The 23,925-nt window shown below is 56.8% G+C and carries 19 protein-coding genes; 11 read left to right on the forward strand and 8 right to left on the reverse strand.

What is annotated here, in order from left to right:
- The 4 genes from VM163_05630 to VM163_05645 all read left to right on the forward strand — a co-directional run.
- Positions 1 to 1,055 (forward strand): hypothetical protein (locus VM163_05630; GenBank protein ID HUT03354.1); only part of this gene is annotated, 1,055 nt, incomplete at its 5' end.
- A gap of 3 nt (positions 1,056 to 1,058) precedes the next feature.
- A complete protein-coding gene (locus tag VM163_05635; GenBank protein HUT03355.1) occupies positions 1,059 to 1,790 on the forward strand; it encodes an ABC transporter ATP-binding protein in 732 nt (243 codons plus the stop codon).
- Positions 1,783 to 2,682 carry a MotA/TolQ/ExbB proton channel family protein gene (locus VM163_05640; GenBank protein ID HUT03356.1) on the forward strand — a complete coding sequence of 300 codons (900 nt, stop codon included), beginning with the start codon at positions 1,783 to 1,785 and terminating at the stop codon, positions 2,680 to 2,682. Before VM163_05635 ends, VM163_05640 begins: the two co-directional genes overlap by 8 nt.
- Positions 2,682 to 3,377: an energy transducer TonB gene (locus VM163_05645; GenBank protein ID HUT03357.1), complete on the forward strand. Its 696-nt coding sequence runs from the start codon at positions 2,682 to 2,684 to the stop codon at positions 3,375 to 3,377. Before VM163_05640 ends, VM163_05645 begins: the two co-directional genes overlap by 1 nt.
- Positions 3,378 to 3,481: 104 nt before the next feature.
- On the opposite strand, the gene VM163_05650 is transcribed toward VM163_05645, so the two are convergent.
- The 8 genes from VM163_05650 to VM163_05685 form a co-directional block, all read right to left on the reverse strand.
- Positions 3,482 to 4,699, reverse strand: coding sequence for a glycosyltransferase family 4 protein (locus VM163_05650; GenBank protein ID HUT03358.1), 1,218 nt, complete (start codon positions 4,697 to 4,699; stop codon positions 3,482 to 3,484).
- A gap of 75 nt (positions 4,700 to 4,774) precedes the next feature.
- Positions 4,775 to 6,505 carry a cobalamin-dependent protein gene (locus VM163_05655; GenBank protein HUT03359.1) on the reverse strand — a complete coding sequence of 577 codons (1,731 nt, stop codon included), beginning with the start codon at positions 6,503 to 6,505 and terminating at the stop codon, positions 4,775 to 4,777.
- Positions 6,495 to 8,594, reverse strand: a complete 2,100-nt coding sequence (infB, locus tag VM163_05660; GenBank protein HUT03360.1) for a translation initiation factor IF-2 — start codon at positions 8,592 to 8,594, stop codon at positions 6,495 to 6,497. The genes VM163_05655 and infB overlap by 11 nt, the downstream gene beginning before the upstream one ends.
- Before the next feature lie 152 nt (positions 8,595 to 8,746).
- Complete coding sequence (gene nusA / locus VM163_05665) at positions 8,747 to 10,063, reverse strand: transcription termination factor NusA (GenBank protein HUT03361.1); 1,317 nt, start codon at positions 10,061 to 10,063, stop codon at positions 8,747 to 8,749.
- A 20-nt stretch (positions 10,064 to 10,083) separates the two neighbouring features.
- The gene (rimP, locus tag VM163_05670) at positions 10,084 to 10,578 is read right to left on the reverse strand and encodes a ribosome maturation factor RimP (protein HUT03362.1); all 495 of its coding nucleotides are present in this window, start codon (positions 10,576 to 10,578) and stop codon (positions 10,084 to 10,086) included.
- A gap of 389 nt (positions 10,579 to 10,967) precedes the next feature.
- Positions 10,968 to 12,494, reverse strand: coding sequence for a PQQ-binding-like beta-propeller repeat protein (locus VM163_05675; GenBank protein HUT03363.1), 1,527 nt, complete (start codon positions 12,492 to 12,494; stop codon positions 10,968 to 10,970).
- 209 nt (positions 12,495 to 12,703) lie between these two features.
- Entirely contained in the window at positions 12,704 to 13,549 is an 846-nt protein-coding gene (locus VM163_05680) for a hypothetical protein (GenBank protein HUT03364.1), read from the reverse strand.
- A gap of 55 nt (positions 13,550 to 13,604) precedes the next feature.
- Complete coding sequence (locus tag VM163_05685) at positions 13,605 to 13,925, reverse strand: hypothetical protein (GenBank protein HUT03365.1); 321 nt, start codon at positions 13,923 to 13,925, stop codon at positions 13,605 to 13,607.
- Positions 13,926 to 14,274: 349 nt separating this feature from the next.
- Here VM163_05685 and VM163_05690 point away from each other — a divergent pair, with 349 nt between their 5' ends.
- The 7 genes from VM163_05690 to VM163_05720 all read left to right on the forward strand — a co-directional run bounded on the left by VM163_05690 (position 14,275) and on the right by VM163_05720 (position 23,812).
- Positions 14,275 to 15,153, forward strand: a complete 879-nt coding sequence (locus tag VM163_05690; GenBank protein HUT03366.1) for a dihydropteroate synthase — start codon at positions 14,275 to 14,277, stop codon at positions 15,151 to 15,153.
- Between the two features lie 168 nt (positions 15,154 to 15,321).
- Complete coding sequence (locus VM163_05695; GenBank protein HUT03367.1) at positions 15,322 to 16,236, forward strand: radical SAM protein; 915 nt, start codon at positions 15,322 to 15,324, stop codon at positions 16,234 to 16,236.
- A 109-nt stretch (positions 16,237 to 16,345) separates the two neighbouring features.
- Complete coding sequence (locus VM163_05700; protein ID HUT03368.1) at positions 16,346 to 17,722, forward strand: hypothetical protein; 1,377 nt, start codon at positions 16,346 to 16,348, stop codon at positions 17,720 to 17,722.
- A 342-nt stretch (positions 17,723 to 18,064) separates the two neighbouring features.
- Positions 18,065 to 19,033 (forward strand): hypothetical protein, encoded by a 969-nt coding sequence (locus VM163_05705; GenBank protein ID HUT03369.1) that lies wholly within the window; start codon positions 18,065 to 18,067, stop codon positions 19,031 to 19,033.
- A 1-nt stretch (position 19,034) separates the two neighbouring features.
- Positions 19,035 to 20,093 (forward strand): type II secretion system F family protein, encoded by a 1,059-nt coding sequence (locus tag VM163_05710; protein HUT03370.1) that lies wholly within the window; start codon positions 19,035 to 19,037, stop codon positions 20,091 to 20,093.
- A gap of 112 nt (positions 20,094 to 20,205) precedes the next feature.
- A complete protein-coding gene (locus VM163_05715) occupies positions 20,206 to 22,635 on the forward strand; it encodes an AAA family ATPase (GenBank protein ID HUT03371.1) in 2,430 nt (809 codons plus the stop codon).
- Positions 22,636 to 22,732: 97 nt separating this feature from the next.
- Positions 22,733 to 23,812, forward strand: coding sequence for a virulence RhuM family protein (locus tag VM163_05720; GenBank protein ID HUT03372.1), 1,080 nt, complete (start codon positions 22,733 to 22,735; stop codon positions 23,810 to 23,812).
- Positions 23,813 to 23,925 lie beyond the last annotated feature (113 nt).

Genomic DNA, 23,925 nt, shown 5'->3' on the forward strand with positions numbered 1-23,925 from the left:
CGGATGAGAAGGTCCAGGCCTCCAGGTCGGACCTGAGCTCCCAGCAGCAGACTTCTGCATTCGAGGATTTTCATCCGGAGCAGAATCTCCCTGAAGGCCAAAAGGAACAACAGGGAGACTACGGCTACAGGCGCAGCACTCGGGCTGGAGGCGGCGAGTGGGAGACCAAGGCGGAGGGGACGACGCTGTCCGAGGAATCGATCATCGATGTCGAGCAGGGCGTGAACGACCCTTTCAAGGCGGCCGTCCCAATCACGCCGGAGGAGGCCACGCTTGAGCTAACAGCCGGCGTCTTGACGTTCGAGTCGCCGGGCCGTGCCAACATGGAGGAGTTCGACTTCGTCATCCCCAACACAGACCTCGAGTTCAGGGCCGACGACGACGGGGTCCTCAAGGCTGAGATGATAATCTCAACCCGCCTATACGACTCCAAGCGGCGCCTGGTTGGCGGAACTGTGCGCCGTCGCTTCGCCGTAGAGAATCTCGAGGAGAACACCACTGCTCCGGACAAGTTCTTCATTTATATCGCCGGGGCCCTGCTTGAATCCGGCCTCTACGAGATCGAGGCAGTAGCGGTTGACCAGAACTCCAAGCGGTATGGCTACGTCCGCAAGAGCTTCGAGGTCAGGATAATCGAGCCGCATCGTCTCAGCCTTTCAAGCATCGAGCTCGCCTCATCTGTGAGGCCTGCGACCGAGCTGTCGATGTTCGTCAAGCACAGCTTCGAGGTCCTGCCCAACCCAGCCGGAGTCTATCGCATGGGCGGAATACTGAGCGTCTATTACGAGATATACAGCCTCGCCATAGCTGGCGATGGCGCGCCGAAGTTCATGGTTCAATACTCCATCTCGCCCCGCGACAATCCCAACAAGATCATCTTCCGCTACAAGTTCCTTGCGCCTCGTGAGGGCGGCCGCAACCAAATGCAGGTCTATCGGCTGCCTCTTAGGCCGGACATCATCGATTCTGGCGAATACACGCTGCACGTCAGAGTGGTTGACGTCGTCGAGGGCGTGGAGCTTCTCGCCCGCACAGATTTCGAGGTGATTGAATAGGCTATGGCAAGTAGGTTGGACGGTCGCGACCACGAGCTAATCAGGCTGGACCAGGTGACCAAATCCTACATAATGGGCAGGAGGGAGCTTCTGGTCTTGCACGACGTCTCGCTCTCGGTGCACGATAACGAGTATGTGGCGATAATGGGTCCTTCGGGCTCGGGCAAGACGACGTTGATGAACATAATCGGCTGCCTCGACAGGGCCACGACTGGCAGCTATTGTCTGGAGGGCGAGCCGATTGACGAGAAGAGCGACAGGGACCTCGCGAGGATAAGGTGCAGGAAGATTGGCTTCGTGTTTCAAACGTTTAACCTCCTTGCAAGGACTTCGGCGCTTCGGAACGTTGAGCTGCCCATCCTATACAAGGGCGGGTCAAGGCGGATACGAAGGAAGAGGGCGCTTCAAATGCTCAATCTGTTGGGACTTGGCGAGAGGATCAAGCACAAGCCCAGCGAGCTTTCGGGCGGGGAGCGGCAGAGAGTAGCTATCGCAAGGGCGCTTGCAAACCGTCCAAGCCTGATACTGGCCGATGAGCCTACCGGCAACCTCGACAGCAAGACCGGCGATGAGATAATGCACATCTTCAACGACCTACACGCCCAGGGCAATACGCTGATCGTGGTAACACATGAGCAGAACGTAGCGACGCACTCCGACAGGGTCATAAAGCTGCTCGACGGAGAAGTGGTCTCCGACGAGCGAATCGAGCGAGGGAGCCAAAGCGATGTTTGAGGCGGCAACCCTGGCCTCGATCTCCACAGCGAGTGCATCGGCGGGAACGCTCTCAACCTGCGCAACTGCTGCCTCGAGCATGGCCACCCTTTCAACCGCGGCGTCGCTCGTGCAGAAGGCCGCAGCCGCCACGCCGATCCCGCCGCCCGGGCACGTATCGTTCTGGGACTCAATGGGGTTCACGGCCGCCGGTGGCCAGGTGATGGAGCTTTTCAAGAACGGCGGCCCGTTCATGTGGCCAATCCTGTTTGCCTCGTTCGTCGGTGTGCTGTTCCTTATCGATCGGCTGGTAAGCCTCTCTAGGGAGGCGAGGGCTACCAACAAGATGCTGAAGTCGCTCACCTCGCTCGTTTCAGAACCTAATGTCAACGCCGAGCAGATCGAGGCACGGTGCAGGCAGTTTGAGAGGTCCCCCATAACGACAATGACCGTTGCGGGGCTCGAGAAGCTCGAGGCTGGCGAGATTCGGAACATCGAGAGCGCCATCGAGCGGGCTGGTCAGGCAGAGATGGGCCGTCTTGAGAAGGGACTTCCCGCGCTCGCTAGCGTCTCCAACATCGCTCCGCTGATCGGCTTTCTCGGGACAGTCTGGGGCATCATCCTCGCTTTCCATGTCATCGGCCTCAAGAAAGTTGTCAATCCGCAGGACATCAGTGAGGGCATATCTCAGGCGCTCATCATGTCCGCCGCGGGGCTATCAGTTGCCATACCGGTATCTGGCGCCTACAACTACTTCACGACGCGAGTCGGCAGAATCGCAGTGATGATGCAGGAGGGGGCATACATCTTGACCGTCCTTTTCTCGATGATGCTGGGCGAGTTGGTCGAGCCTGATGAGGCGTCTGCGACCGATGAATCTGAGAGACCGGCGGCCACGGGGGACGATGAGTGATGAACGCTACGCTGTTTCTCGAGCAAAAACGGAGATTCGATCGGAAGCAGATTCTACTTGCTGCTGTTATCGCACTCTTATTCCACCTATGGCTCTTTTACTTCACGTTCCCCTCAACGCCAGCCCCGACCTACGAGGAAGTAAAACACAGCGTGAAAATCAGGCGTTGGCGCCCGCGGGAGAGGGAGAAGCCGAAGGTCAAACCGCCACCTCCCCAAAAAACAGTAAAGAAGGCCAAGTTTATCATTCCAGTGCCCGATCCGACTCCGAATGACCCGGAAGAGATTCAGCCGATAGAGCCTGAACCTCAGATTGAGGAGATCCCTCCGGACGAGGATTTCGTGTGGGGAATCCCCGAGGAGCCGGACGTCGAGGTCGGCCAGGAGGAGGCAAGGATCTACAACCAATGGGAGGTCAGCCAGCAGCCCGAGGTCGTGAAGGAAGTGAGGCCGAGCTATCCTGCTCTTGCACAGCAGGTCGGGAAAGAGGCCATCGTGGTTCTAATGCTCGTTGTCGATGCAAATGGTGATGTTGTGAGCCATCAAGTGCTCCACGCAACGGGCGACAAGTTCAAGCAGCAATTCATAAAAGAAGCTGTGATGGCTGTCTATAAGTACAAGTTCAGCCCGGCCATTCAGGCCGGCCACCCTGTGCCCTGCTGCGCCAAGATCACGGTAAAGTTCAAGTTGCAGTAGCCCATTCTGAGAGCCCAGCTTCTCTCGACTCGCAGCAGAATGCACCGGCTGGTGCAAGGCAGGTCCACCTTGAGCGGTGTGGTCTTGGGCAGCGCTTGAGTGGCTCAGGCCGAGAAGATCGGCTCGTAGTAGTTCTGGACGATTGTGTCCCATTGATACTTATCGAGCACCTTTGCCCGGCCGGCCTTGCCCATCGACTCGCACAGGTCGGGGTTCTCGATAAGGATTCTGAGCTTCTGCCTTAAGCCCCTAGAATCGAAAGGCTCGACAACGAAGCCATCGACGCCATCATCGACGATATGCTGCAAGCCGCCAACGCGGGTAACGATCACAGGCTTTTCGCTGGCCATCGCCTCGAGCGCCACGATGCCGAACGGCTCCGGCCACACAGACGGTACAACGCATATATCCACCTGCTTGTATAGGTTGGCCAGGCCTCCCTGGTCGAGCCAGCCAGTGTAATTGATGAACGCTTCCCTCCGCGCGGGCGACTCGGTAACGAACAGCTCGATGTCCATACCGGCCTGCACCAACGGGATAAACGCCTTGAAAAGGATGTCGTAGCCCTTGAGTGGGTCGCTCTTTCGTCCACACATGAGTACCTTCCGAGGCCCTTTTCGAGGCGCGGGCGGCGACGGCGAGAAACGCGACGCATCAACGCCCGATGGGATGATGTGAATGTTCTGGTTCATCGGGCTGAGTTTGCTTTCGATGAACTCGTTGTAGCACACGATGGCGTCCACCGAACTGATCGCTCGCCGGACGAGGTGGGGATAGTGGGGCAGAAAGGCGAGCGCTCTTATGAATGGGATGCTGAAGTGGGTGCTTTCGGGGTTTTCGTGAAGCCATCTGCTGGCACACAGGACACAGGGGATAAAATCCCTCCATTCGTTCAGCCAATTGCGTTGGCAAGGGCGCATTTTGCTGTCGATGAAATGCCCGTGGGACTTCGGACAGAGCGACTCGTGTGCGTAGAAGCGCAGAATCCTCTTGTAACCCTCCATCGCGACAACAACATAAGGCTTGAAATACCAGCCGTCTGCGATGAACACGTAGTCTGGGCTGAACTCATCGACGGCGGACCTGAGGCGTCGGGTAAGCGTGAGCGGCTGGAACTCATAGTCCTTCAGCGGGATTTTGTGCACGGCGATGCCGGGGTCCCGGCCTATCCTCCCTCTTGGGAACCCAAGCCTAAAGTCGGGGCAGAACAGGACCACGTTGTGTTTCTGGGAAAGACCCCGGGCGATGTGCTGGATATCAGTTCTGGCGCCTCCGTCAGGCGGCCAGTTGAACAAGAGATCAATGATGGCGATTCTAGCCATTATGGCGGTCTCGAATTGACCTAAGAGAGCCGCGGCGGAGGCTTCACTGCTCGGGCCTCGTCGTTTGGGTCTTGGCTAGCTACTGAAGACATCGAAGAGGCCGCCGATGCGGCGGAATAGCTCGAATTTCATGAGGCCCGCTCTGCTAATAGGCACGTCGATCGGCTTGGGTCTGATCTCGAGGTCTCGCTGGAAAATTGCGGAGCGTATCAGGCCAAGCTGGCCGAGGATTAGCGATGTAAATGCGGTGTATCGGAGGCACTCGTCCGGGTTAATGCGCCGGTAGGACGTTAGCTCGCGCCAGAGCTGCCGCAGCGTTAGTCGGCCGTCGCACGCGTCGAAGAATGCCTTGACGAACTTGAAGTATTGCGAATGCCTTATGCGGTGCTCCATCGTCGTCTGATGAGTGTGGTAGAACTCGTAGTTTGTCCCGGCCATGGCGTGGAGGCATATCCAGTAATCGACTGGCCTGAGCCGCTCGACATTCCTGATGGGGACATCGTCAAGCAAGGAATTAGGCACGAAGTTGATCTTGTGGTGATAGTAATCAGCCCAGTCGTTGGCAAGGACGATCCCGAGCTTAGGCGCCATCTCGAACAGCTTGGTGCCGGGATGGGCGGTGCAGAACTGGCCCACGTAAACGCGATACGGTAGTGGGTGGAAGTGCTCGGCCCAGGGCAGACCCTCGTGTATCTTGTCGATAAACTCGGCCTGCAAGTAGTAGCCCGCAAGAGTCTCGCCGGGGTTGAATGCCATGTATGTGAACATAGGGTACATCCCAACCTCGGCCTGAATCCGAGCGCTTGTCATTATGTCATCGAGCGATTCCTGCTTGTCGATCTTGTCGAAGGTCTCGGGATTCGCGCTCTCAATCCCGATCTCCATGCCGATACAGCCCGATTCCTTCGCAAGCGGCATCAAGTCGGCGTTCTGGACGAGGTGCGAGGCGCGGGTGAGCCCGACCCAGTTGATCTTGACTTTTCGGCGGATGATCTCCTCGCACAGCGACTTGATGTAGTCCCGAACCATAAACAGGTTATCGTCCCAGAAGTGTATCTGGTTGGTCCCGAGCTGCTTGCCGATCGTTTCTATCTCGTCAACGACCTTTGTAGGGTTACGATACCTGACCCTCCGCCTCCACAGAAACGGCGACGTGCAATAGACACAGTTATATGGGCAACCGCGGGAGCCGATGACCGGCACCCGTTTGCCGCCCGTAACGTGCATCGGAGTGTCGTAGCATTCTAGATTCAGAAGGTCCCACGCGGGGAAAGGCAGCTCATCGAGGTCATCAATGAAGCCCTCATCCGGCCATATCTTGAGCTCCTCATCGGGGCTTGGGCGGTAGCCAAGTCCCGGGATGCCATCGGGCTCCTTGCCGGCGGCAAGTCGCTTCAGCAGCTCACAAAACGGCCTTTCGCCCTCCCGGATGATCACGTAGTCGGCGTGTTTGGAGGCCTCTTCCGGGAATATAGTAGGATGAACGCCCCCGAACACGATCTTGGCGCTCGGGCAGATTTTCTTCAGCGCCGGGCTCAGCGCGTAGGCAAATGTGGCCTGCGCTGTCCAGAAAGTTACGCCGATGACATCTCGACGCTTCTGCCACGCGCGGCGGCATATCTCGTCGTAGCCGAGATTCTCCGCCTGAGCATCGAGTATCTCTACGTCGAGGTTTGTGATCTGCTGCCTCGCATAGGAAGCGAGGTACAGCAGCGACAATGGCATGACGCGCTTGTGCCGATCGTTGATCGAAAGCGGCAGCTGCAGGAGGAGGACGTTGAGGCGTGGGGCCGCGTCATTGGGCATTGCTTGCCTTGGTGCGCTTGAGAGCTTGTTCCACTATGCGATAACAGTGGATAACATCTCCTTCCTGATAATCCTGGAAACTATGTAGCCCAATCCCGCAGTCAAAATTGGTCTGAACCTCCTTGACGTCTTTCTTGAACCGCCTAAGCGAGCCCATCTTTCCGTTATAGACCTCCTCGCCGCCCCGAAGGAGCTTTGCCTTACCATCACGGGCCATCTTGCCGCTCAGAACATAGCAACCTGCCACCTTCCCCGCCGATGGGACAGAGAAGACCATACGAACCTCGGCGGTGCCGAGTTCCTCCTCCACCAGCGTCGGCTTCTCCAGCTTCCAGACCAGCACCTCGACGTGGTCAAGAAGCGAATAGATGATCTGAAACAACTTTATCTCGACACTGTGCTGCTTGGCGAAAGCGCTGATCTGAGGATCGACCTTTATCCCGAAGCCGATGATCTTGGCCGAGGCTATCTCAGCCAGCGAGACATCCGCCCTCGTTATGCTGCCGACGCCTGCGTGGATTACCTCGATGTCAACATCATCCGTGGCGAGGGTCAGGAGAGAGTTCTTAAGAGCGCCCAATGACCCGAAGACATCCACTTTGAGTATAATGTTGAGCTTGTTCTCTTCCTGTTCTGTAAGCGGCAGCAAAACCGCCTCACGACGCACCTGAGGCGTTGCTTTGGTCTCCTGCTCTCGCTGTAGCTGGGACAGGCTCGTGAGGTATTCCTTGGTCCTCCTACCCCTGGGAATAACATAGAATGTCTCGCCAGAATCGGGAAGAGCATCGAAACCCATCACCTCAACCGGGTGTGAAGGCCCGGCCGTCTTCACATCACGCCCTCGGTCATCCCTCATAGCGCGGACCTTGCCCGAGACCGTCCCCGCAACAAAGACGTCGCCCCGCTTCAGCGTGCCTTCCTGAACCAGGACTGTCGCCACCGGCCCTCTGCCCTTATCCAGCCTCGTCTCGATAACCACGCCCTTGGCAGGCCCATCCCGAGGCGCTTTCAGGTCTGCCATCTCGGCAACCAGCAGTATCATCTCGATGAGTGTGTCCAGCCCCTCACGCCTGATAGCAGAGGTCTCAACGAAAATCGTCTCGCCGCCATCTTCCTCTGGAATAAGCCCAAACCGTGCAAAACTCCGCTTGACCCGGCCCACGTTCTCTTTGGCGCGGTCTATCTTGTTCAGCGCCACGATCATGGGCACACCAGCGGCCTGGGCGTGCCGTATCGCCTCCTCTGTCTGCGGCTTGATGCCGTCGTCAACCGCCGCTACAAGAACAACAATGTCCGTCACGTGCGCGCCTCGTGCGCGCATCGCGGTGAAAGCCTGGTGGCCCGGCGTGTCTAGAAACACTACGTCGCCCCGGGGTGTATTGACGTAGTAGGCGCCGATATGTTGGGTGATGCTTCCGGGCTCGGCCTCGGTTATCTTGGATTTACGTATCTCATCCAGGATCGTGGTTTTGCCATGATCAACATGGCCCATAATCGTAACGACAGGCGCTCTCGGACCCACATTTCCCCGAGCGAAGTCAGCCTCGCGAGCGATTTTGAGCAGCGCATCGTCAGCAACGTCGCTGATCTCGACCTCATACCCAAACCGAGAGGCGATGCGCATTGTTGTCTCAACTTCGAGTATCTTGCTGGGTGCCGTCTCTTTGCCTTCTTCCTGCAACACGTTGTCAATCTGTTCCAGACTAATCCCGAGGCCCTCGGCTAGATCCTCAACGGTCAGCAACCTGCCCAAAACGAGCTTACGAGGCGCCTCGGCCTTTTTCTCGACTCTGGCCACCACCTCTTTGACCTTGCGCTCTTCGGTCTTGGGAGGTTTGGCCTCGGCGACAGCCTCGCCAGTGCCCTTGGCAGTTCTTGTAGTTTTAGGCTCTTCCGTGGAGGGCGCCGCTAACTTTGCGGCAGGTTTTTTCTTCTCGGCAAAGAACTCTTTCACAAGCTGGACCGTTTCCTCGTCGAGCCCGCTCATGTGGGATTCTGCCAGGATGCCCAGCTCCTCCAGCAACGATAGGATATTCTTGGAGGTTAGCTTAAGTTCCTTTGCGAGCTGATAAACTCGAAGTTTAACCATGTGGGATACCTGAATAAAAGTCGCTGCGCTCGGCCAGTCTGCAATGACAGGCTGGAACTTGCCGCATACAATTGTGCATTAGACCTGAGGAATTAGATGTGCCGCACGTTTCTTGAACGGGCCATGAGAGCACGGTACATCCGCCGGAATCGCTATTTAACAATCTTGTTCTTGGCAACCTCTTTGACCTTTTCACTGGCCGGTGTGTCCACCCGCATCTTGCTCTGGGCGAAAAGGACGACTGCCCTGGCAAGCTTCCTCCTGATGTCAAGCAGCTTCGCCATCTCAAGCGGCGGCCTGGCCGCTATTGCCTCGATTGACAGCAGCCCCTCCTTCTCCAATACGGCAAGGTGTGCATCGTCCAGCCCGATCTCATCGACAAGTGATTTTTTGAAATGCGCAAGAGCCTCCAACCTCCGGCCCTCCTCCTCTCTGGCCAACGATTCCTTCAGAATCTGAAGTGAATACCCAGTCAACTTGCTTGCCAAAGAGACGTTCTGCCAATGTCGGCCTACCGCCTGAGAGAAATCATTGTCCGGAACAACCACTCGCGCCGTTTTCTTCTCCTCATCGATCTCAACAGACATAACCTTGGCCGGAACGAGCGCATTGCGAATATACTGCTGTGTGTCCGGGTCCCAATTGACCACGTCAATCAGCTCGCCCTTAAGCTCCCGGATAACGGTCTGAACCCTGGCGCCCCGCACGCCTACGCAGGCGCCCACAGCATCGATGCTCTCATCGTGGGACAGCACGCTCATCTTGGTCCGCTGACCCGGGATCCTTTCCACGTCCTTGATCTCCACTATCCCGCTCCCCACTTCGGCCACAGAGGACTCAAAAAGCCTCCTGATGAGGCCCGGATGCGCCCGAGACAAAACGACCTGTGCGCGGCTGCGGCGTTCGGCAACCTCGACCACATAAGCGCAGACCCGGTCGCCGTAGCGCAGCCGTTCCTGTGGTATCTGCTCACGTCTGTAGATCATACCCTCGGCTCGACCGAGGTCCAGAACCGTCCCTGCTGGCTCAGAGCGTATCACAAGCCCAGTAACCATCTCACCAACGCGGTCGTTGTATTCGGACTGCACCGCCTCCTTCTCGGCCTCCCTGACCTTCTGCATGATCACCTGCTTGGCGATCTGCGCGGCGATCCGGCCGAAGTCCCTCACCTGTTTCGGGAACCTGACCACATCGCCCTCGATCTGAGCGTCAGGCGGCAGACTCTTGACACGGGAAGCCTCGATCTCCAGGTCCGGGTCGGTTACCACTTCAACAACCTTCCTGACCTCGAATATCGAGGTCTCGCCGCTCTCAGGGTCGATCCTGACCTCCACGTTCTTCGGAGCCGCATCCACATCCCTGCCGATTGCTGCCGCAAGCGCAGTCTCCACCGCGCTTATCAGCTTCTCCTTCGAGATGCCCTTCTCGAACTCTAGAGACTCTATCGCCTTGATAAGCTGCTTGTTCATTGAATCGCTCCCGGCCCCAGCTACTTCCTGCCAACACCGGCCAGAAGTTCCTGCGTCGTGTAGTGCAAACTGGCTCGCCAAATAAGCGCAAACGGTGCCTCCAGTCTCTCGCCTGATGAGAGCTCAAAAACCACCGCTGGGCCCTGTTCCCTCTGCACCACGTCTTGAATAATTCCCACGAATCTCTTCCTGTTTTCGACCATCTCAGAAAGAAAAACCTTCGCCCTCCGACCGCTGAAACGTCTGAAATCATCAGGACTCTTCAGTGCCCTCATGACCCCCGGTGACGAAACCTCCAGCACATACCTATTAGGAATAAAACCCTCGAGGTCCAATAGTGGGTTCAACTGAGAACTCAACTCGCTCAGGTCGGACACGGCAACACCGCCCACCTTGTCAACCAAAATCGCCAAAACCCACCTACTTTCATGCTTCCTGTAGTCAATCTCAACAAGCTGAAGACCGAGCTCGGCACAAACCGGCTCGGTCAGAGCCCATGCCTTATCGGCTATCATACTCATATCTCGCCTCTGCGCACACGCTTCCACCAAGCGCTAGGATCATAGATTACAATAGACTGCTCCGCGATTTCTGTCAAATGTTTTCGGCTGCGTCGACGAGTCGCTGTGCATGCAAGAAATGGTCGAAGGCTCCACTGGCATGAATAACGTTATCGCCCCATCGTGCTCCCCTAAGGCTGCATAGGTTCCGTGCGGCTTCGACAGACCGCAGTCTTTCTATGCGCAGTGTTGAGGTAGGGAACTTAGGCTAGCGTATTACGCTCGATACGGAACGCTCATCTGCTCCATGATGCAATGGGCAAGCCAGAACCCAATCCCTCCGCATAAGTGCAACCATGACAGTGCTTTAGGCCAGATGCACCGGCCCGGTGTCCTTCCCGGGATTAATGAATCGTTACGCCCACCGCCGATGTCTCCGAGAAGTTTATCAGCGTCCCTGGCACCATCGCGGCCGAGTAGAATGTGTAATGCCCGAACAGCGAGCTATCTGCTATCGGCATGTCGATGAGCGTCCCTGTGCCCGAGGCGCCTCCATCCAGCGTGAACCTTGTGTAACCCCAGTCCGTAACCCAGCCCGGATAGAACAGCAGTGTATCGCCAAGCATAACCGCAACATAGAAATCGACGGTGAGCCGTCTCGAAGGATTCAAGAACGTAACAGAATACTTCAGCGACTCGCCCACCGTGAGATCATCATCCGCGACAGAGCCAGTAAGAGATGGCGCTCCGGAGCCACCCTGGTCCCGGAAGCCAATCACCTGTGCCTCGTCTTTGGCGGTGCAGATGTATAGCGTTCCTGTCGGGCCGATGACTGGCGAGGCGCCGGCCTTCCAGTAACCGTCCCGTGTGGTCCAGTCCAGGACTATGCCGTCCGAGCGCATGATGTAAATGTTGCCTGGCTCAGTATAGACATATATCTTGCCATCGCTGTCTATAAGAGGGGAGGCCTTGATCGCTCCCACGAGCTGACCTGCCCAAACCGTCCGGCCGGAAGAATCGAACTTGCGTATGTTACTGCCTTCATCGCCGACCACAATGCTGTCCGGGCCAGCGTAGGCCGCCGATGCGCTGATGGGCATCGGGAAGGCATCCGACCATCGAAACTCGCCCTCTCTGTTGACGCACGTGAATGCCCCGTTGGTCGATCCAAACAGGATTAGGCCAGCATCGGTCAACACAGGTGTTGCATGCAGCTCTCCGCCAACGCTGTAAGACCAGCTCGGAAGGCCGCTCTTCGTAACTGCATACAGTTTCCCATCCGTTGCGCCGACCAAGAGAAGCTCGTCGTCAATTGTTACCGATGAGGTATAAATGGAAGCGGAAGTGAGCGGTAAGGACCAGTTTAGCGATCCGTCCGACTCGCGCAAGGAATACAGATTGCCGGCGTAGTTGCCGAAATAAACGTTTCCATCGAAGCTGGAAGACGGGCCGTTGAAGATAGCAAAGCCGTCGCCCGCACCGGTCGAGTAGCTCCACTTGAAATAGCCATCCAGACCAGTGCAATAAATGTCGCCGTTATCGTTCCCAAAAATGACGCGGCCGTTGGGTGTTATCAGGGGAGAGCCACCGGTCCCGACGATGCCTGACGTTGGGAAGGACCATCTGATCGTGCCTGTGGGGCTGATGGAGTAGAAGTAGGTGTTCATCGAACCGACGTATAGGTTAGCGTCCGCGTCCATCGAGGGCGTCCCAAAGAAGCCTTTTAAGAAGCCGCCTGTCGGTGGGATATTGACCTCCAGCGCCACGTCAAGCGCCGATGGTCCTACCTGTAGAGAATGTCCCGTATGGTGTGTGTCATATCTAAACTGCGGGCAGAATGTGTGAACCGCATTGGCAGATGCCAGTCCACTAAAGAACACTATCACAATGATGACGCTGATGACGGTAGCAATCCCTTTCATCCTTCTCATCACAGTTCACCTCCTTGTTCTGACATCTATATATTTTGTTGATCTTGTCGCGATTCTCTCGATTCGCCCTGGTCTGACCCAATCGGGCACCGTAGGGGCGGTGCTTGTCCGCCCTATGTCCGTTTGGCAAATCATAAGGAGCGTGGCACCACTACACAATGTCCATGTCCTTCTACAACGACATTTGCGACGCCAGGCCAGTCTGAGTCTCAAGACTGCTTGCTCTTCTGCACGTCGAGTATCAGCTTGACCTGACCGATTGGCACACGAAGGCTTTTAGCTATTGTTTCAGTATCCAACCCCTGCCTTGAAAGGTCAATCACAAGCCTCTTGGTTTTCTCCATGTCGTCCTCCTCGCTCGGGCTTGCAGCTCGCTCGTTAACGTCGGCCGGTGCAACGAATGGTCGCATGGTTCGCGAGCCCATCCTCTTGCCGGCGAGGTCTGGCGAGACTTCTGTACGTGCTCGCTTCGATTCTGAAGGCGTCCCGCTCGTCATCGCGCGCGCGGGCTTCTCAAGCCATGGTCGAGGCGGACGCGCTGACTCTCTCTGCACGCCGGCGTGTTCCGGGCCTTTCCCGGCGTGGGTTGCGGCAGGCCTAACTGATTCAGTGGGGGGTTGTCCGGACGGTGCAGGCTTCGCACCAGCAGCCCCACCCAATGGGCCATGCAAGCTCTGGGGAACGCCCCCCGGACGCTTCCCAGTAACCTCCGCAGCGGTCTGTCGATTGGCCTCGCGAGATTCGAGCGCCAGCTCGAACTTGTCGGAGCGCCTCACCAGCTCCATTAAAAGGCGGTCCGCACGCTGGATAGTTCGCATCAGCTCGTCCCGCTTGGCGCTGGTGTCGTCCTGAATCCTCGAGGCGACGCTCCTGTACTCCTCGATGAGTCGCTCCATGCTCTTGCTGAGCTCAAGGACGCTCGACTCCGAATCAAGCAAAGCTGACACCTCCTTGCGGACCTTTCTTTTCTCAACAAATGCGAGAAGCACGAGCACAAGAAGGACAAGGTCAAACAAGAACAGCAGGGCGTATGTCAATACCATCATCGAAGACATGGCAAACCACTCGGAAGTCAAATAAAACTATCTGGACCGGGTAACGCTACCAGAGCTAGACAACAATGTCTATCAGGTGGTCTGCATCCTCAGCATCGAATATCTCATCGTCAGTCTTGTCTTCGGTCTGCTCATCCCGAGCAGATTCCTCGTCTTCCCTCGCCTCGCGTTTACGCTCTTCGCGGTCATCTACATGCTGGTCCTGTTCGCTCTCTTCAGTCTTCTGTATTTTGTGCGCTCGCTGATCATCCTGTTTTGCGAGCTCCGCAGCAAACATCTGCTGGTTGGCCTCGCCGTGGTGGGTTTGAACGTGTGTAACCTTCTCCGCGGCGATGGTCTGAGCGAGCGAAGTCTGCAAACTGACTGGTTCGACCATTTTCCATACACCTCTAATCCCGTCTTTACGAAGATTCGCCGAAGAATCTTTAGATCGGGGCCATCAGCTCGCGTCTTCTAGAGGCCCGCGCAGAACTCCCACTCGGCCCATGAGACTGCCAACTTCTGCCCTATCTGCCCCGGAGGCGTCAAGGGTTTGGCAGCATGAATGCACGACGTTGCACAATAACCCGCAAAAGTCCCGGAGTTACCAGCTACGTATAGCACGCCGAATCAGCCGATGTGAACTGCTTTTTTGCGGTCTTGATGTTTCTGACGTGAAGATTCGTGGTATATAATGCAGATTTGCTTCTTATGTATCGATAACTGCCCAACTTGAGAGGAGGGCAATGACGGCGCAAAACAGCTTATGCGTGGCGACGGCGGTGGTCTCGGGAGTGCGCAGCGAGGTCTCGATCGGAGGCGACAGCGACTTCGTCATCATCGGTGAGAGGATAAACCCCACAAATCGAGCTGTGCTGACTAAATCCATCGCTGACCGTAAGTTCGATGTTCCGCTCACCTCCGCGAGAAAGCAGCTTGAGGCGGGCGCCTCGATAATCGACGTGAACGTAGGGGTGGCGGGTGTTGACGAGAAAGATGTGTTGCCAGCGCTTGTTTCGTATTTGCAGGAGCATGTTGACGCGCCGCTCTCGCTGGATTCTGCGTCGGTCGAGGCGCTCGAGGCTGCGGTTCAGGTGTATAGGGGCCGGCCAGTCATCAACTCAACAACTGGCGAGCCGGAGCGGCTGGCTAGATTGCTTGCGCTGACCAAGTCGTGCAGGGGGACGCTGATTGCGCTGCTGATGGACGAGAATGGCATACCTGAGGATGTCGATGGCCGGCTGAGGATAGCCGATAGGATCCTTAATGAGGCGTCCAAGACCGGACTTTCGCTCTCGAACATCCTCATCGACAGCGTGGTGATGAGCGTCGGCGCCTCGCCCAGAGCAGGCCGGGTGACGCTGCTTGCACTTCGCGAGGTTGTGAAGAAGTTTGGCGTTCCAACAGTGCTTGGGGTTAGCAACGTGTCGCATGGAATGCCATGTAGGCCGATACTGAACCGGGCGATGCTTTCTATCGGCATTTTTGACGGGCTGTCGTCGGCGATAACTGACCCAATGGACGAGAGCATGAGGGACGCGATCGCTGCGTGCAGGCTGCTTTCTGGTCGGGACGAGATGGGGATGGATTACGTGATGCACTGCCGGCGCCGTTCGGCTAGGTGAGTGGTGTGGGCTTGCCAGGTGCAGGTGTAGGTCAGGTGCGGGCGCAGCTCGTGGAGCCAGCTCGGAAGCCTTGCGCAGGTGGGCGTGTGTGTTCACCGGCGATGTATTGGGTAGCCGCAGAGACCTGCCCAGACATAACGTCAACTGACCGATGTGAAAGAGCCTGAAATGGCTGTGCCGTGCTACGTTGAACTGCGGAGGATGGGCGAGCTCGGCAGGCGTGCTGACGTGCTCTATGCTCACCTGAAATCCTGCGGTCTGTGCCCGAGGATGTGCGGCGTGGACAGGACTGCGGGCGAGACGGGATACTGCCGTGTCGGGGATAAGGTCATCGTCAGCAGCTACGGCCCACATCCTGGCGAGGAGTCGGAGATGGTGGGTAGAAACGGTTCGGGCACGATATTCTTCGCCTCGTGCAACCTGCTGTGTGTTTTCTGCCAAAACGCAGAGATCAGCCACGGGATGCGAGGCGCCGCGCAGACGGATGCGGACCTGGCCGACAAGATGCTCCACCTTCAATCAATGGGCTGCCACAACATCAACCTCGTTACGCCGACGCACTTTGTGCCGCAGATAGTGCGGGCGATTGACATCGCCGCAGGGTTGGGGCTCAGGCTCCCGATCGTCTATAACTGCGGCGGCTACGAGCGGGTCGAGGTCCTGCGGACGCTCGACGGGATCATCGACATCTATATGCCCGATATCAAGTTCTCCGGCAGCGAGGAGTCGCAAAAATACCTGAACGCTCCGGATTATCCTGATGTAGTCAAACAAGCTGTGAAGGAGATGCACCGACAGGTCGGCGATTTAAGGGTCGATGCAGATGGCATAGCGACGCGAGGCCTTCTGGTCAGGCACTTGGTGATGCCCGGAGGCCTGGCGGGGTCGGAGGAGTTTGCGAGGTTCATTGCGGAGGAAGTATCCCCCAACACATACGTCAACATCATGCCTCAGTACCATCCGGAGCATCGGGCCGGTGAGTTTCCCGAGCTTCTGAAGAGGGACGTATGGAAGCAATATCACGCGGCGCGGGAAGTTTTCAGAATGGCGGGCGTGGACTGGACGGCTACGGGACGCGGATAGCAGTTTCGCTCAATTTGATTTCCGGGGTGCTTGATGTTTTCGCCCGGAAGTGGTCTTATATGTGCGGTAACGCAAGAATGAAAACCACCGTGAAAACGGGTGTCGAGCGATGGCGCAGAGGACTCTGAGTTTCGCTTCTAGTGAAGAGCTAGACGCGAGAAAAAGGAATATCCTGCGCTCCCCGAAAGCAGACGGCTCAGGCGGCGCCGACTCAATTCCATATCTTGTTGCTTTAGGGGTGAGCATTGCTGAAAGAAAACAGCCGATCCAGTTCACGCCCAACTTCTCCCGTCATATTCACCGATGGGCCTCATACGTGCAGGGCTTCTCGGCCTCGTTTGTCGAGTCCACCATCCGTCGGCACTGTAGGGATTATCCCAATCTACGGGTCCTCGACCCCTTTGCTGGGTGTGGCACAGTGCTGGTCCAGTCGAAGCTCCTGGGGTATCCCTCGCTCGGGACTGAATTGAATCCCCTTCTCAGCTTTGTAGCCGGCGTGAAGGTGAACTCATGGGATGTCTCCCCCGCCCGCCTTCTTGCCGCGTTTGAATCAATGCCAAAAGACGCGCCCCAGGAAGCGCCTCGGTTTCTCAGGTCGGTCAATCAGTTCCGGCCTGGCGTTCTCGCGAATCTGGAGAGAATACGAGGTGGGATTGGCTGGTTGGAGGAGCATGAGGCCAACAGAAAGGTTCTGAACTTGCTGAAGGTCGCGTTTTGCTCGGTGCTAGTGCCTTGCAGCAATCTCAAGAGGACCCCATGCCTAGGATACAGCAGGAGCAAAGCTGTGCCTGATAATGCCCCGTGGCGCCTGTTTGAGGCGAAGGTTCACGCTATCGCCAGCGATCTAGACACAATTCGCAGGACATGCGGGGACAGGATACCTGTGGAGTCTCGTGTCCTATGTGAAGATGCAATGGAGTATAGACACGAACAGAAATTCGACCTCGCGATTACCTCTCCGCCATACATGAACGGGCTTGATTACGTAATGAATTACAAGATCGAGATGGGGTGGCTGGGGTTTGTTGCAGACCATCGGGGCCTAAAAGAGATAAAGGACTCGATGGTTGTTTGCGACAACGTCTCAAAAGAGTTGGTCAGGGGTTTTGCGAGCAGAACCAATGCTTATACCAATGACTGGATCGACAAGATTTGTGCTGAGATCTCCAGGAACATAGAGCGCCGGGGCGTATACCGGCGGACTGACATGCCGCATGTCGTGGCCAAGTATTTTGACGACCTATATCGAGTAATGCACAATGTCTCAAGCTCGTTGAATCCCGGTGGTAGATTTGTTCTGGTGGTGGGCGACAGTCTTATCGCGGATGTTTACGTCCCTACAGACTTGATACTCGCGAGAATCGGCACAGAGTTGGGCCTTCAGATTGAGAGCATTGAGAAGGCACGAAGCAGGCGGTCCGGGCAAATCAGAAGCTACCGACTGCGAGAGAGCATCGTGACGCTGAGAAATCTGGAAAGCGCATGACTGAGGAGTCCCTAGGCTACGTCCAATCACCCAAGAATTCCAATGGCATAACCAGATCGAAGACAACACTTCAACTCAGACTGTGGCGCTTCCAAAGACGCCAATCGATGGCCAGCGAGTTTTCATAAGAGCTGGGAGCGCAAAGAAGAGGGGCTGGCAGATCACTTTCAGAGACGTCTTCAAAGACGCTTTGGAATCTGGGGACAGTTGAGCCGCCACACCCACGCACGATTGACAGCCTCGCCCCGAATGTCTTACGGTTGTCGCAGGGCCAGGACGGTGAAGTTTTTTGGCCTTAAGATAAAACTACTGACACAAGAGCCCTGACGCGGGATACGGATAATGGCGAGCAAACGGCTTGAGGCGCACATGATTCGGAGCTTTGTGTCGCCCGTGGGCGCGCTCGCCGGCGTTCTCCGCTACCTGAAGGATGTGCGGCCGTTCTATCACCTGATGGGCCTTTCGGGCTTCGCTTTCAGGATCAACATCGGAGACGGCGTCTGCCCAAGCTCCCCCTGTGCTTTTCACTGGGACCATTTCCTCTCAAGAGCGCTGATGCTCTTGGGCTACGACTGTGAAATCGTCCAATCATTCGGGACAAGTTTCCTCTTCGAGCAGCGCCTCAAGGAGGCTCACGCCCTTGTCCAAAGAAGTATAAACGGCGATGTCCCCCTGGTCGTTTGGGAGCTCGACCTGGCGGAGTTCGGGGTCATTCGGGGCTACGACGACGAGAAGAGCATCTACCTCACGGACACCTTGAAGTCTGAGGAGGGCGAGCAGACGTTGGCATTTAGTAAGCTTGGCCGGCAGGCCACCGAGTCGCTCTTCGTTCTTTCTTGCGGGCATCGGTTCGAGGTTGACGAACTGGTCTGCGCCAAGCGTGCGATAGAGTATGCAGTATTTCATCATACCCGCGAGGCGCCGCTGTCTAAGACTTACGAGACGGGTGCAGCGGCCTTCGGTAAGTGGATGGACTCGCTTTCGCGGCGGGACTTCGACCCGTTCGGCAACTCATATAACGCTAGGGTTGTGCTTGATTCCCGCGTGGCGGCCGCGAGATACCTTGAGCACGTTGCGACTCTGTTCCCGCCGGGGGACTCGGGCTCGATCAGAGATGCGGCTCGCCACTTCGCTCAGGTGGCCGACGTATTTATGCTCTTCAGTGGCGTGTTCACGTTCCCGGGCGACGAGGGGCAGCTCAAGAACGAGATCGATCTTCGGAAAGGCGTTGGTTGGATATCGCGAGCACGGGCGGAGGAGAAGAAGGCCATCGAGTGCCTTGAGAAGGTAAACACTAAGTGGCGCAAGTAAGATGAGCAGCCGAAACAGCTATTCGGTCGTTCTCCGGCGCTTCTTCACGCCGCTATTGACAGGCTTCACGGCCAAGAGGCGCTCGCTTTTTTTCAATGATCTCAGAAGGTATGTCGCATCCGGCGTCTCCTACTACGATGCGATAACGACTATGCGGCGCTACTGCCGGAACGGGCATCTGAAAAGGGTGCTCGACAAGATGCTCGCAATGGTCAACGCGGGAAGGGGCATCTGCGATGCGCTCTCGCTATTCCCCGCGACGTTCAGCGAGTTTGAGCTTGCGATGGTTGATCTGGGCGAGAGCACAGGCAAGCTCGAGGTCGCGCTTGCGAACGTTTCTGAGAAGCTCAAGTCGGACTACAAGATCAAGCAGCAGGTGATCAGAGGCTTAGTGTGGTATGTGATCACGGCCGTCTTTGTGGTGTGCGTGAGCATTCTCCTTCAGAATATGGGGCATCCGACGCCAGTTCGCATCACGCTGCTGAGGCTCATCGCAGCAATGGTCTTGATAGTCGGCATCATTCTCGGCGTCAAGCTCATCAGGGCCACGCCGGGCCTGGGCGAGGCGTTCGACGCGGTAACGTGTGCAATCCCATTCCTCGGCAACGTCCGCAAGAAGGCGGCCCTGGCGAGATTCGCCACGGCCTTCTCCTACGCATACGCTTCCGGTAGCGACATCCAGAAGACGTTGAGGCTCGCTGGCGAGAGCTCCATGAACAGGCTTTTCGCCGCGGATGCCCGCCGAATAGCGAGCGACGTCAGAAGGGGAGACAGCCTCGCCGAAGCCTTCGATAGATCAAGGATCATGCCGCCGCTGCTGAAGCAGACCGTTGCTATGGGCGAGAAGACCGGCGACTTTGACCAGGCGATGATGAACATCACTGATTTCGCCAAGGATGAACTGAAAACGGCCAGCGAGATGATAATCCAGTTCTCGATCGCTCTGACGTTTCTCACTCTCGCGGTCTATGTATTCTTCCTTGCCCTAGGGTTTTATAGCGGTTATCTGAACAAGGGCCTGGAGATAATGAAACGCGCAAACCCGCACTCCCACCAATGAACGGCCGGAGGCGAGCCCAAGTCGCGCCTCGTAGGCTCGGGGCTTCAGAGTGTGCGATGATCTTTCGCGGGAGTATTCGCGATGTTGGCGGCGTATGTGAGGTGATGCACTTATGAGACACCAGAAACTCACTGAGAAGGCCCAGGAGGCCATCGCCCTTGCGCAGCGGACGATGGCGCAGCTTGCGCAGTCGCAGCTCGGGACGGACCACCTGCTGTTCGGCCTGTTCTTTGTCGATAATTCCATTGTCTCGGAGATAGCGAGCGAGGCGGGTCTTGCGCCCGACAAATGCAAGGAGCAGGTGCGAGAGGCGGTGTTCCGTGGCCAGATACCGTCCACCTCTATGCCATCGGCAGGCACGCAGATATTTGCTACGCCCGATTTCGAGGAGGCTATGAAGGCCGCCGAGCAGGAGGCCAAGCGGTTTAGCGACGAGTTCGTTGGCTGCGAGCATCTTCTGATCGGCATTCTTTGTGTCGAGAACAGCCCCGGTGCGCAGATAGCGAGGAAGATCGGGCTCAGCAAGGAGGAGATATATGTCGCGTTGCAGAAGATTCGTGGCACAAGGCGGGTAACAGATGAGAATCCCGAGGAGAAATATCGTTCACTCAAGCGTTACGGAACAGACCTGACAGAGCTCGCTCGGGCGGGCAGGCTATCTCCAGTCATCGGCCGTGAGCAGGAGATCAGGCGCGTAATCCAAATACTGTCGCGCAAGACCAAGAACAACCCTGTGCTGATCGGGGACCCTGGCGTTGGCAAGACAGCCATCGCAGAGGGTCTGGCGCAGAAGATTGTGAGAAGCGAGATACCCGAGACGCTCGTGAACAGGAAACTCATTGCGCTCGATCTCGGCCAGTTGGTGGCGGGGGCGAAGTATCGCGGCGAGTTCGAGGACAGGGTCAAGGCAGTGATTAAGGAAGTGCAGGACGCGCAAGGTCATATAATCCTGTTCATTGATGAGCTGCACGCAGTTGTTGGGGCAGGTGCGGCCGAGGGCGGTATGGACGCCTCGAATCTGCTGAAGCCTGCGCTTGCCCGCGGCGAGCTGCAGTGCATTGGCGCGACCACGATCGACGAGTATCGCAAGCACATCGAGAAGGACCCGGCGCTCGAGAGACGTTTTGCGCCGGTCATGGTCGCGGAACCGACAATCGACGATACGATTGCGATTCTATATGGGCTTAGACCCTCCTACGAAGCACATCACAGTGTCAGGATAACGGATAAGGCCATTCGGGCCGCGGCCAGCCTCTCCGCGAGATATATCACCGACCGATTCCTACCGGACAAGGCCATCGATCTGGTTGACGAGGCCGCTTCCAAGGTCCACATCGACGCGATATACGTTCCGCCTCACATCCAGAAAATGGAAAGCGAATTGAGGGAGCTCGAAGACCAGGAGAGGGAGGCGGCGCTGAACCAGAAATACGAGATTGCTGCGACAGTTAAGCAGAAACGGCTCCAGTTGTTGGATAGGCTCAAGGCTGAGAAGGCCCAGGAGGAGAAGAAGACTGGGGGCGAGGAGACGGTCGTCGATGCAGAGCAGATCGCCCAGGTAATCTCGCTGTGGACTGGGATTCCCGCGACGAGTCTGTTGCGGGACGAGGCCGAGAAGCTGGAGAAAATGGAGGAGCTGCTCCACGAGAGATTGGTGAACCAAGACAACGCCGTAAAGCTGGTGTCGGAGGCGATAAGAAGAAGCCGCGCAGGACTTTCCGACCCCAAGCGCCCGATCGGCTCGTTCATATTCCTGGGTCCGACTGGGGTGGGTAAGACGGAGCTCGCCAAGGCGCTTGCGGAGCTCTTATTCAGCGATGAGGACAAGCTGGTCAGAGTCGATATGTCCGAGTTCATGGAGCGCTTCGACGTCTCAAAGCTCATCGGTGCGCCTCCTGGATACGTCGGCTACGAGGAGGGGGGCAGGCTGACCGAGGCGGTTCGCCGAAAGCCTTACTCAATTGTGCTTTTGGACGAGATCGAAAAAGCTCATCCAGAGGTTCAGAACGTGCTCCTTCAGGTGCTCGATGACGGCCGGCTGACCGACGGCAAGGGCCGCGTTGTCAACTTCAAAAACACTGTCATAATAATGACCTCCAACATCGGCAGCGAGCTTCTACAAGACCTCCCCGAGAGGACAGACGACGAGCGCTCTCGAAGCGAATACGGCACGCTCAGGGAGCAAGTCCTCGCCAAGCTTCGGCAGTCTTTCAGGCCAGAGTTTCTCAACCGTGTGGACGAGACTGTTTTCTTCCGACCCCTCGGCAGAGAGGAAGTTCGGCAGATCGCCGGCCTACTTCTGAAGGACCTCGAGCCTCGTCTGCAAGAGAACGGACTCAGGCTCGAGGTGGATGATGCCGTCAAGGACATGCTGGCCGCGGAAGGCTTCGACCCCACCTACGGTGCGCGCCCACTCAAACGGACCATTCAGCGCCTCATCGAGAACCCCCTCGCCTCGCACATCATTCGAGGCGATTTCGTCGGCAAATCCACTGTGCACGTAACCCTCAAGGCCGGCGCGGTGCAGTTTGCCGGGGAGTAGTGGAAGGCGGAAGGATGAAGGATTGGGGATCGTGGAAGGATGAAGGACTGAAGGATGAACGATTTCGGATTACGCAATGAGGAGGAATGAAGGCGGCATGACGAATTTGCCAGAGCGACGAGGTGATTCACAGATTCTCCTCTATCAGACGGAGGACGGCCGGACGCGGATAGAAGTCCGCTTAGAGGGCGAGACCGTTTGGCTGACCTTGAATCAGATGGCAGCTCTCTTTCAGCGGGACAAGTCAGTTATATCCAAGCACATTGGAAATGTATTCAAGGAAGGGGAGCTTGATCGCGGCTCAACTGTTGCAAAAATTGCAACAGTTCAGATGGAGGGTGGACGTGAGATTAAGCGGCGCCTTGAGTACTACAATCTGGACGTAATCATATCCGTCGGCTACCGTGTGAAATCGCACATGGCCACCCGCGTCCGCATCTGGGCGACCCAGCGATTGCGGGAGTACATCATCAAAGGTTTCGCCCTCGATGACGAACGGCTGAAACAGGCTGCAGGCGGTGGCTACTTTGACGAACTGCTCGCCCGGATTCGCGACATCCGTTCATCCGAAAAGGTCTTCTGGCGCAAAGCCCTGGATATTTATGCGACGAGCATTGACTACAACCCCAATACCGACACGTCGCGGCAGTTTTTCAAGGTCGTTCAGAATAAGGTCCACTGGGCGGCCCACGGGCACACGGCGGCCGAGATCATCAGCGCAAGGGCCGATGCCTCCCAACCAAACATGGGCCTGACCTCGTGGAGAGGAAGTAAGCCAGCCCTTGCCGATGTTCAAATCGCCAAGAACTACTTGAGCCTCGAGGAACTGGACATCTTGAACCGAATCGTCTCCATGTATCTGGACTTCGCCGAACTCCAGGCCCTGAACCGAAAGCCCATGTATATGAGCGGCTGGATCGCCAAACTAGATGATTTCATGCGTATCAGCGAGCGGGACATCCTGATGCACGCCGGGACAGTGAGCCACGATGAGGCGCTGGGAAAGGCCAGAAAGGAGTATGAGGCATATCGGAAGAGAATGTTGGAGGAACCTTCCGCGGTGGAGCGGGATTTTGTTGAGGTCGTGAATGAAGTGAAGCAGTTGGAGAAAGGCAAGCCACGAAAGGCCAAGAAAGGGGCCAAAAGTGGAAAGGATGAAGGACGGAGCCGAACATGACTGAGACCCTTGTAGGAGTTGTTGTCGGCGCCATTCTGACAGGCGCAGTTACATACTTCGTGTCGTTGGTATTACGCAAACGAGACGAGCACCAGCTGAAGCGCACGCGGCAG

The sequence above is a fragment of the bacterium genome, from assembly GCA_035527515.1.
Classification (GTDB): domain Bacteria; phylum B130-G9; class B130-G9; order B130-G9; family B130-G9; genus B130-G9.

Coding starts and splice junctions, on each gene's coding strand:
- VM163_05650 (HUT03358.1), bottom strand. CDS start 4,699: ATGGCTAGAATCGCCATCATTGATCTCTTGTTCAACTGGCCGCCTGAC.
- VM163_05645 (HUT03357.1), top strand. CDS start 2,682: ATGAACGCTACGCTGTTTCTCGAGCAAAAACGGAGATTCGATCGGAAG.
- infB (HUT03360.1), bottom strand. CDS start 8,594: ATGGTTAAACTTCGAGTTTATCAGCTCGCAAAGGAACTTAAGCTAACC.
- VM163_05685 (HUT03365.1), bottom strand. CDS start 13,925: ATGGTCGAACCAGTCAGTTTGCAGACTTCGCTCGCTCAGACCATCGCC.
- VM163_05655 (HUT03359.1), bottom strand. CDS start 6,505: ATGCCCAATGACGCGGCCCCACGCCTCAACGTCCTCCTCCTGCAGCTG.
- VM163_05695 (HUT03367.1), top strand. CDS start 15,322: ATGGCTGTGCCGTGCTACGTTGAACTGCGGAGGATGGGCGAGCTCGGC.
- rimP (HUT03362.1), bottom strand. CDS start 10,578: ATGATAGCCGATAAGGCATGGGCTCTGACCGAGCCGGTTTGTGCCGAG.
- VM163_05705 (HUT03369.1), top strand. CDS start 18,065: ATGGCGAGCAAACGGCTTGAGGCGCACATGATTCGGAGCTTTGTGTCG.
- VM163_05700 (HUT03368.1), top strand. CDS start 16,346: ATGGCGCAGAGGACTCTGAGTTTCGCTTCTAGTGAAGAGCTAGACGCG.
- VM163_05675 (HUT03363.1), bottom strand. CDS start 12,494: ATGAGAAGGATGAAAGGGATTGCTACCGTCATCAGCGTCATCATTGTG.
- VM163_05690 (HUT03366.1), top strand. CDS start 14,275: ATGACGGCGCAAAACAGCTTATGCGTGGCGACGGCGGTGGTCTCGGGA.
- VM163_05715 (HUT03371.1), top strand. CDS start 20,206: ATGAGACACCAGAAACTCACTGAGAAGGCCCAGGAGGCCATCGCCCTT.
- VM163_05720 (HUT03372.1), top strand. CDS start 22,733: ATGACGAATTTGCCAGAGCGACGAGGTGATTCACAGATTCTCCTCTAT.
- nusA (HUT03361.1), bottom strand. CDS start 10,063: ATGAACAAGCAGCTTATCAAGGCGATAGAGTCTCTAGAGTTCGAGAAG.
- VM163_05680 (HUT03364.1), bottom strand. CDS start 13,549: ATGTCTTCGATGATGGTATTGACATACGCCCTGCTGTTCTTGTTTGAC.
- VM163_05710 (HUT03370.1), top strand. CDS start 19,035: ATGAGCAGCCGAAACAGCTATTCGGTCGTTCTCCGGCGCTTCTTCACG.
- VM163_05640 (HUT03356.1), top strand. CDS start 1,783: ATGTTTGAGGCGGCAACCCTGGCCTCGATCTCCACAGCGAGTGCATCG.
- VM163_05635 (HUT03355.1), top strand. CDS start 1,059: ATGGCAAGTAGGTTGGACGGTCGCGACCACGAGCTAATCAGGCTGGAC.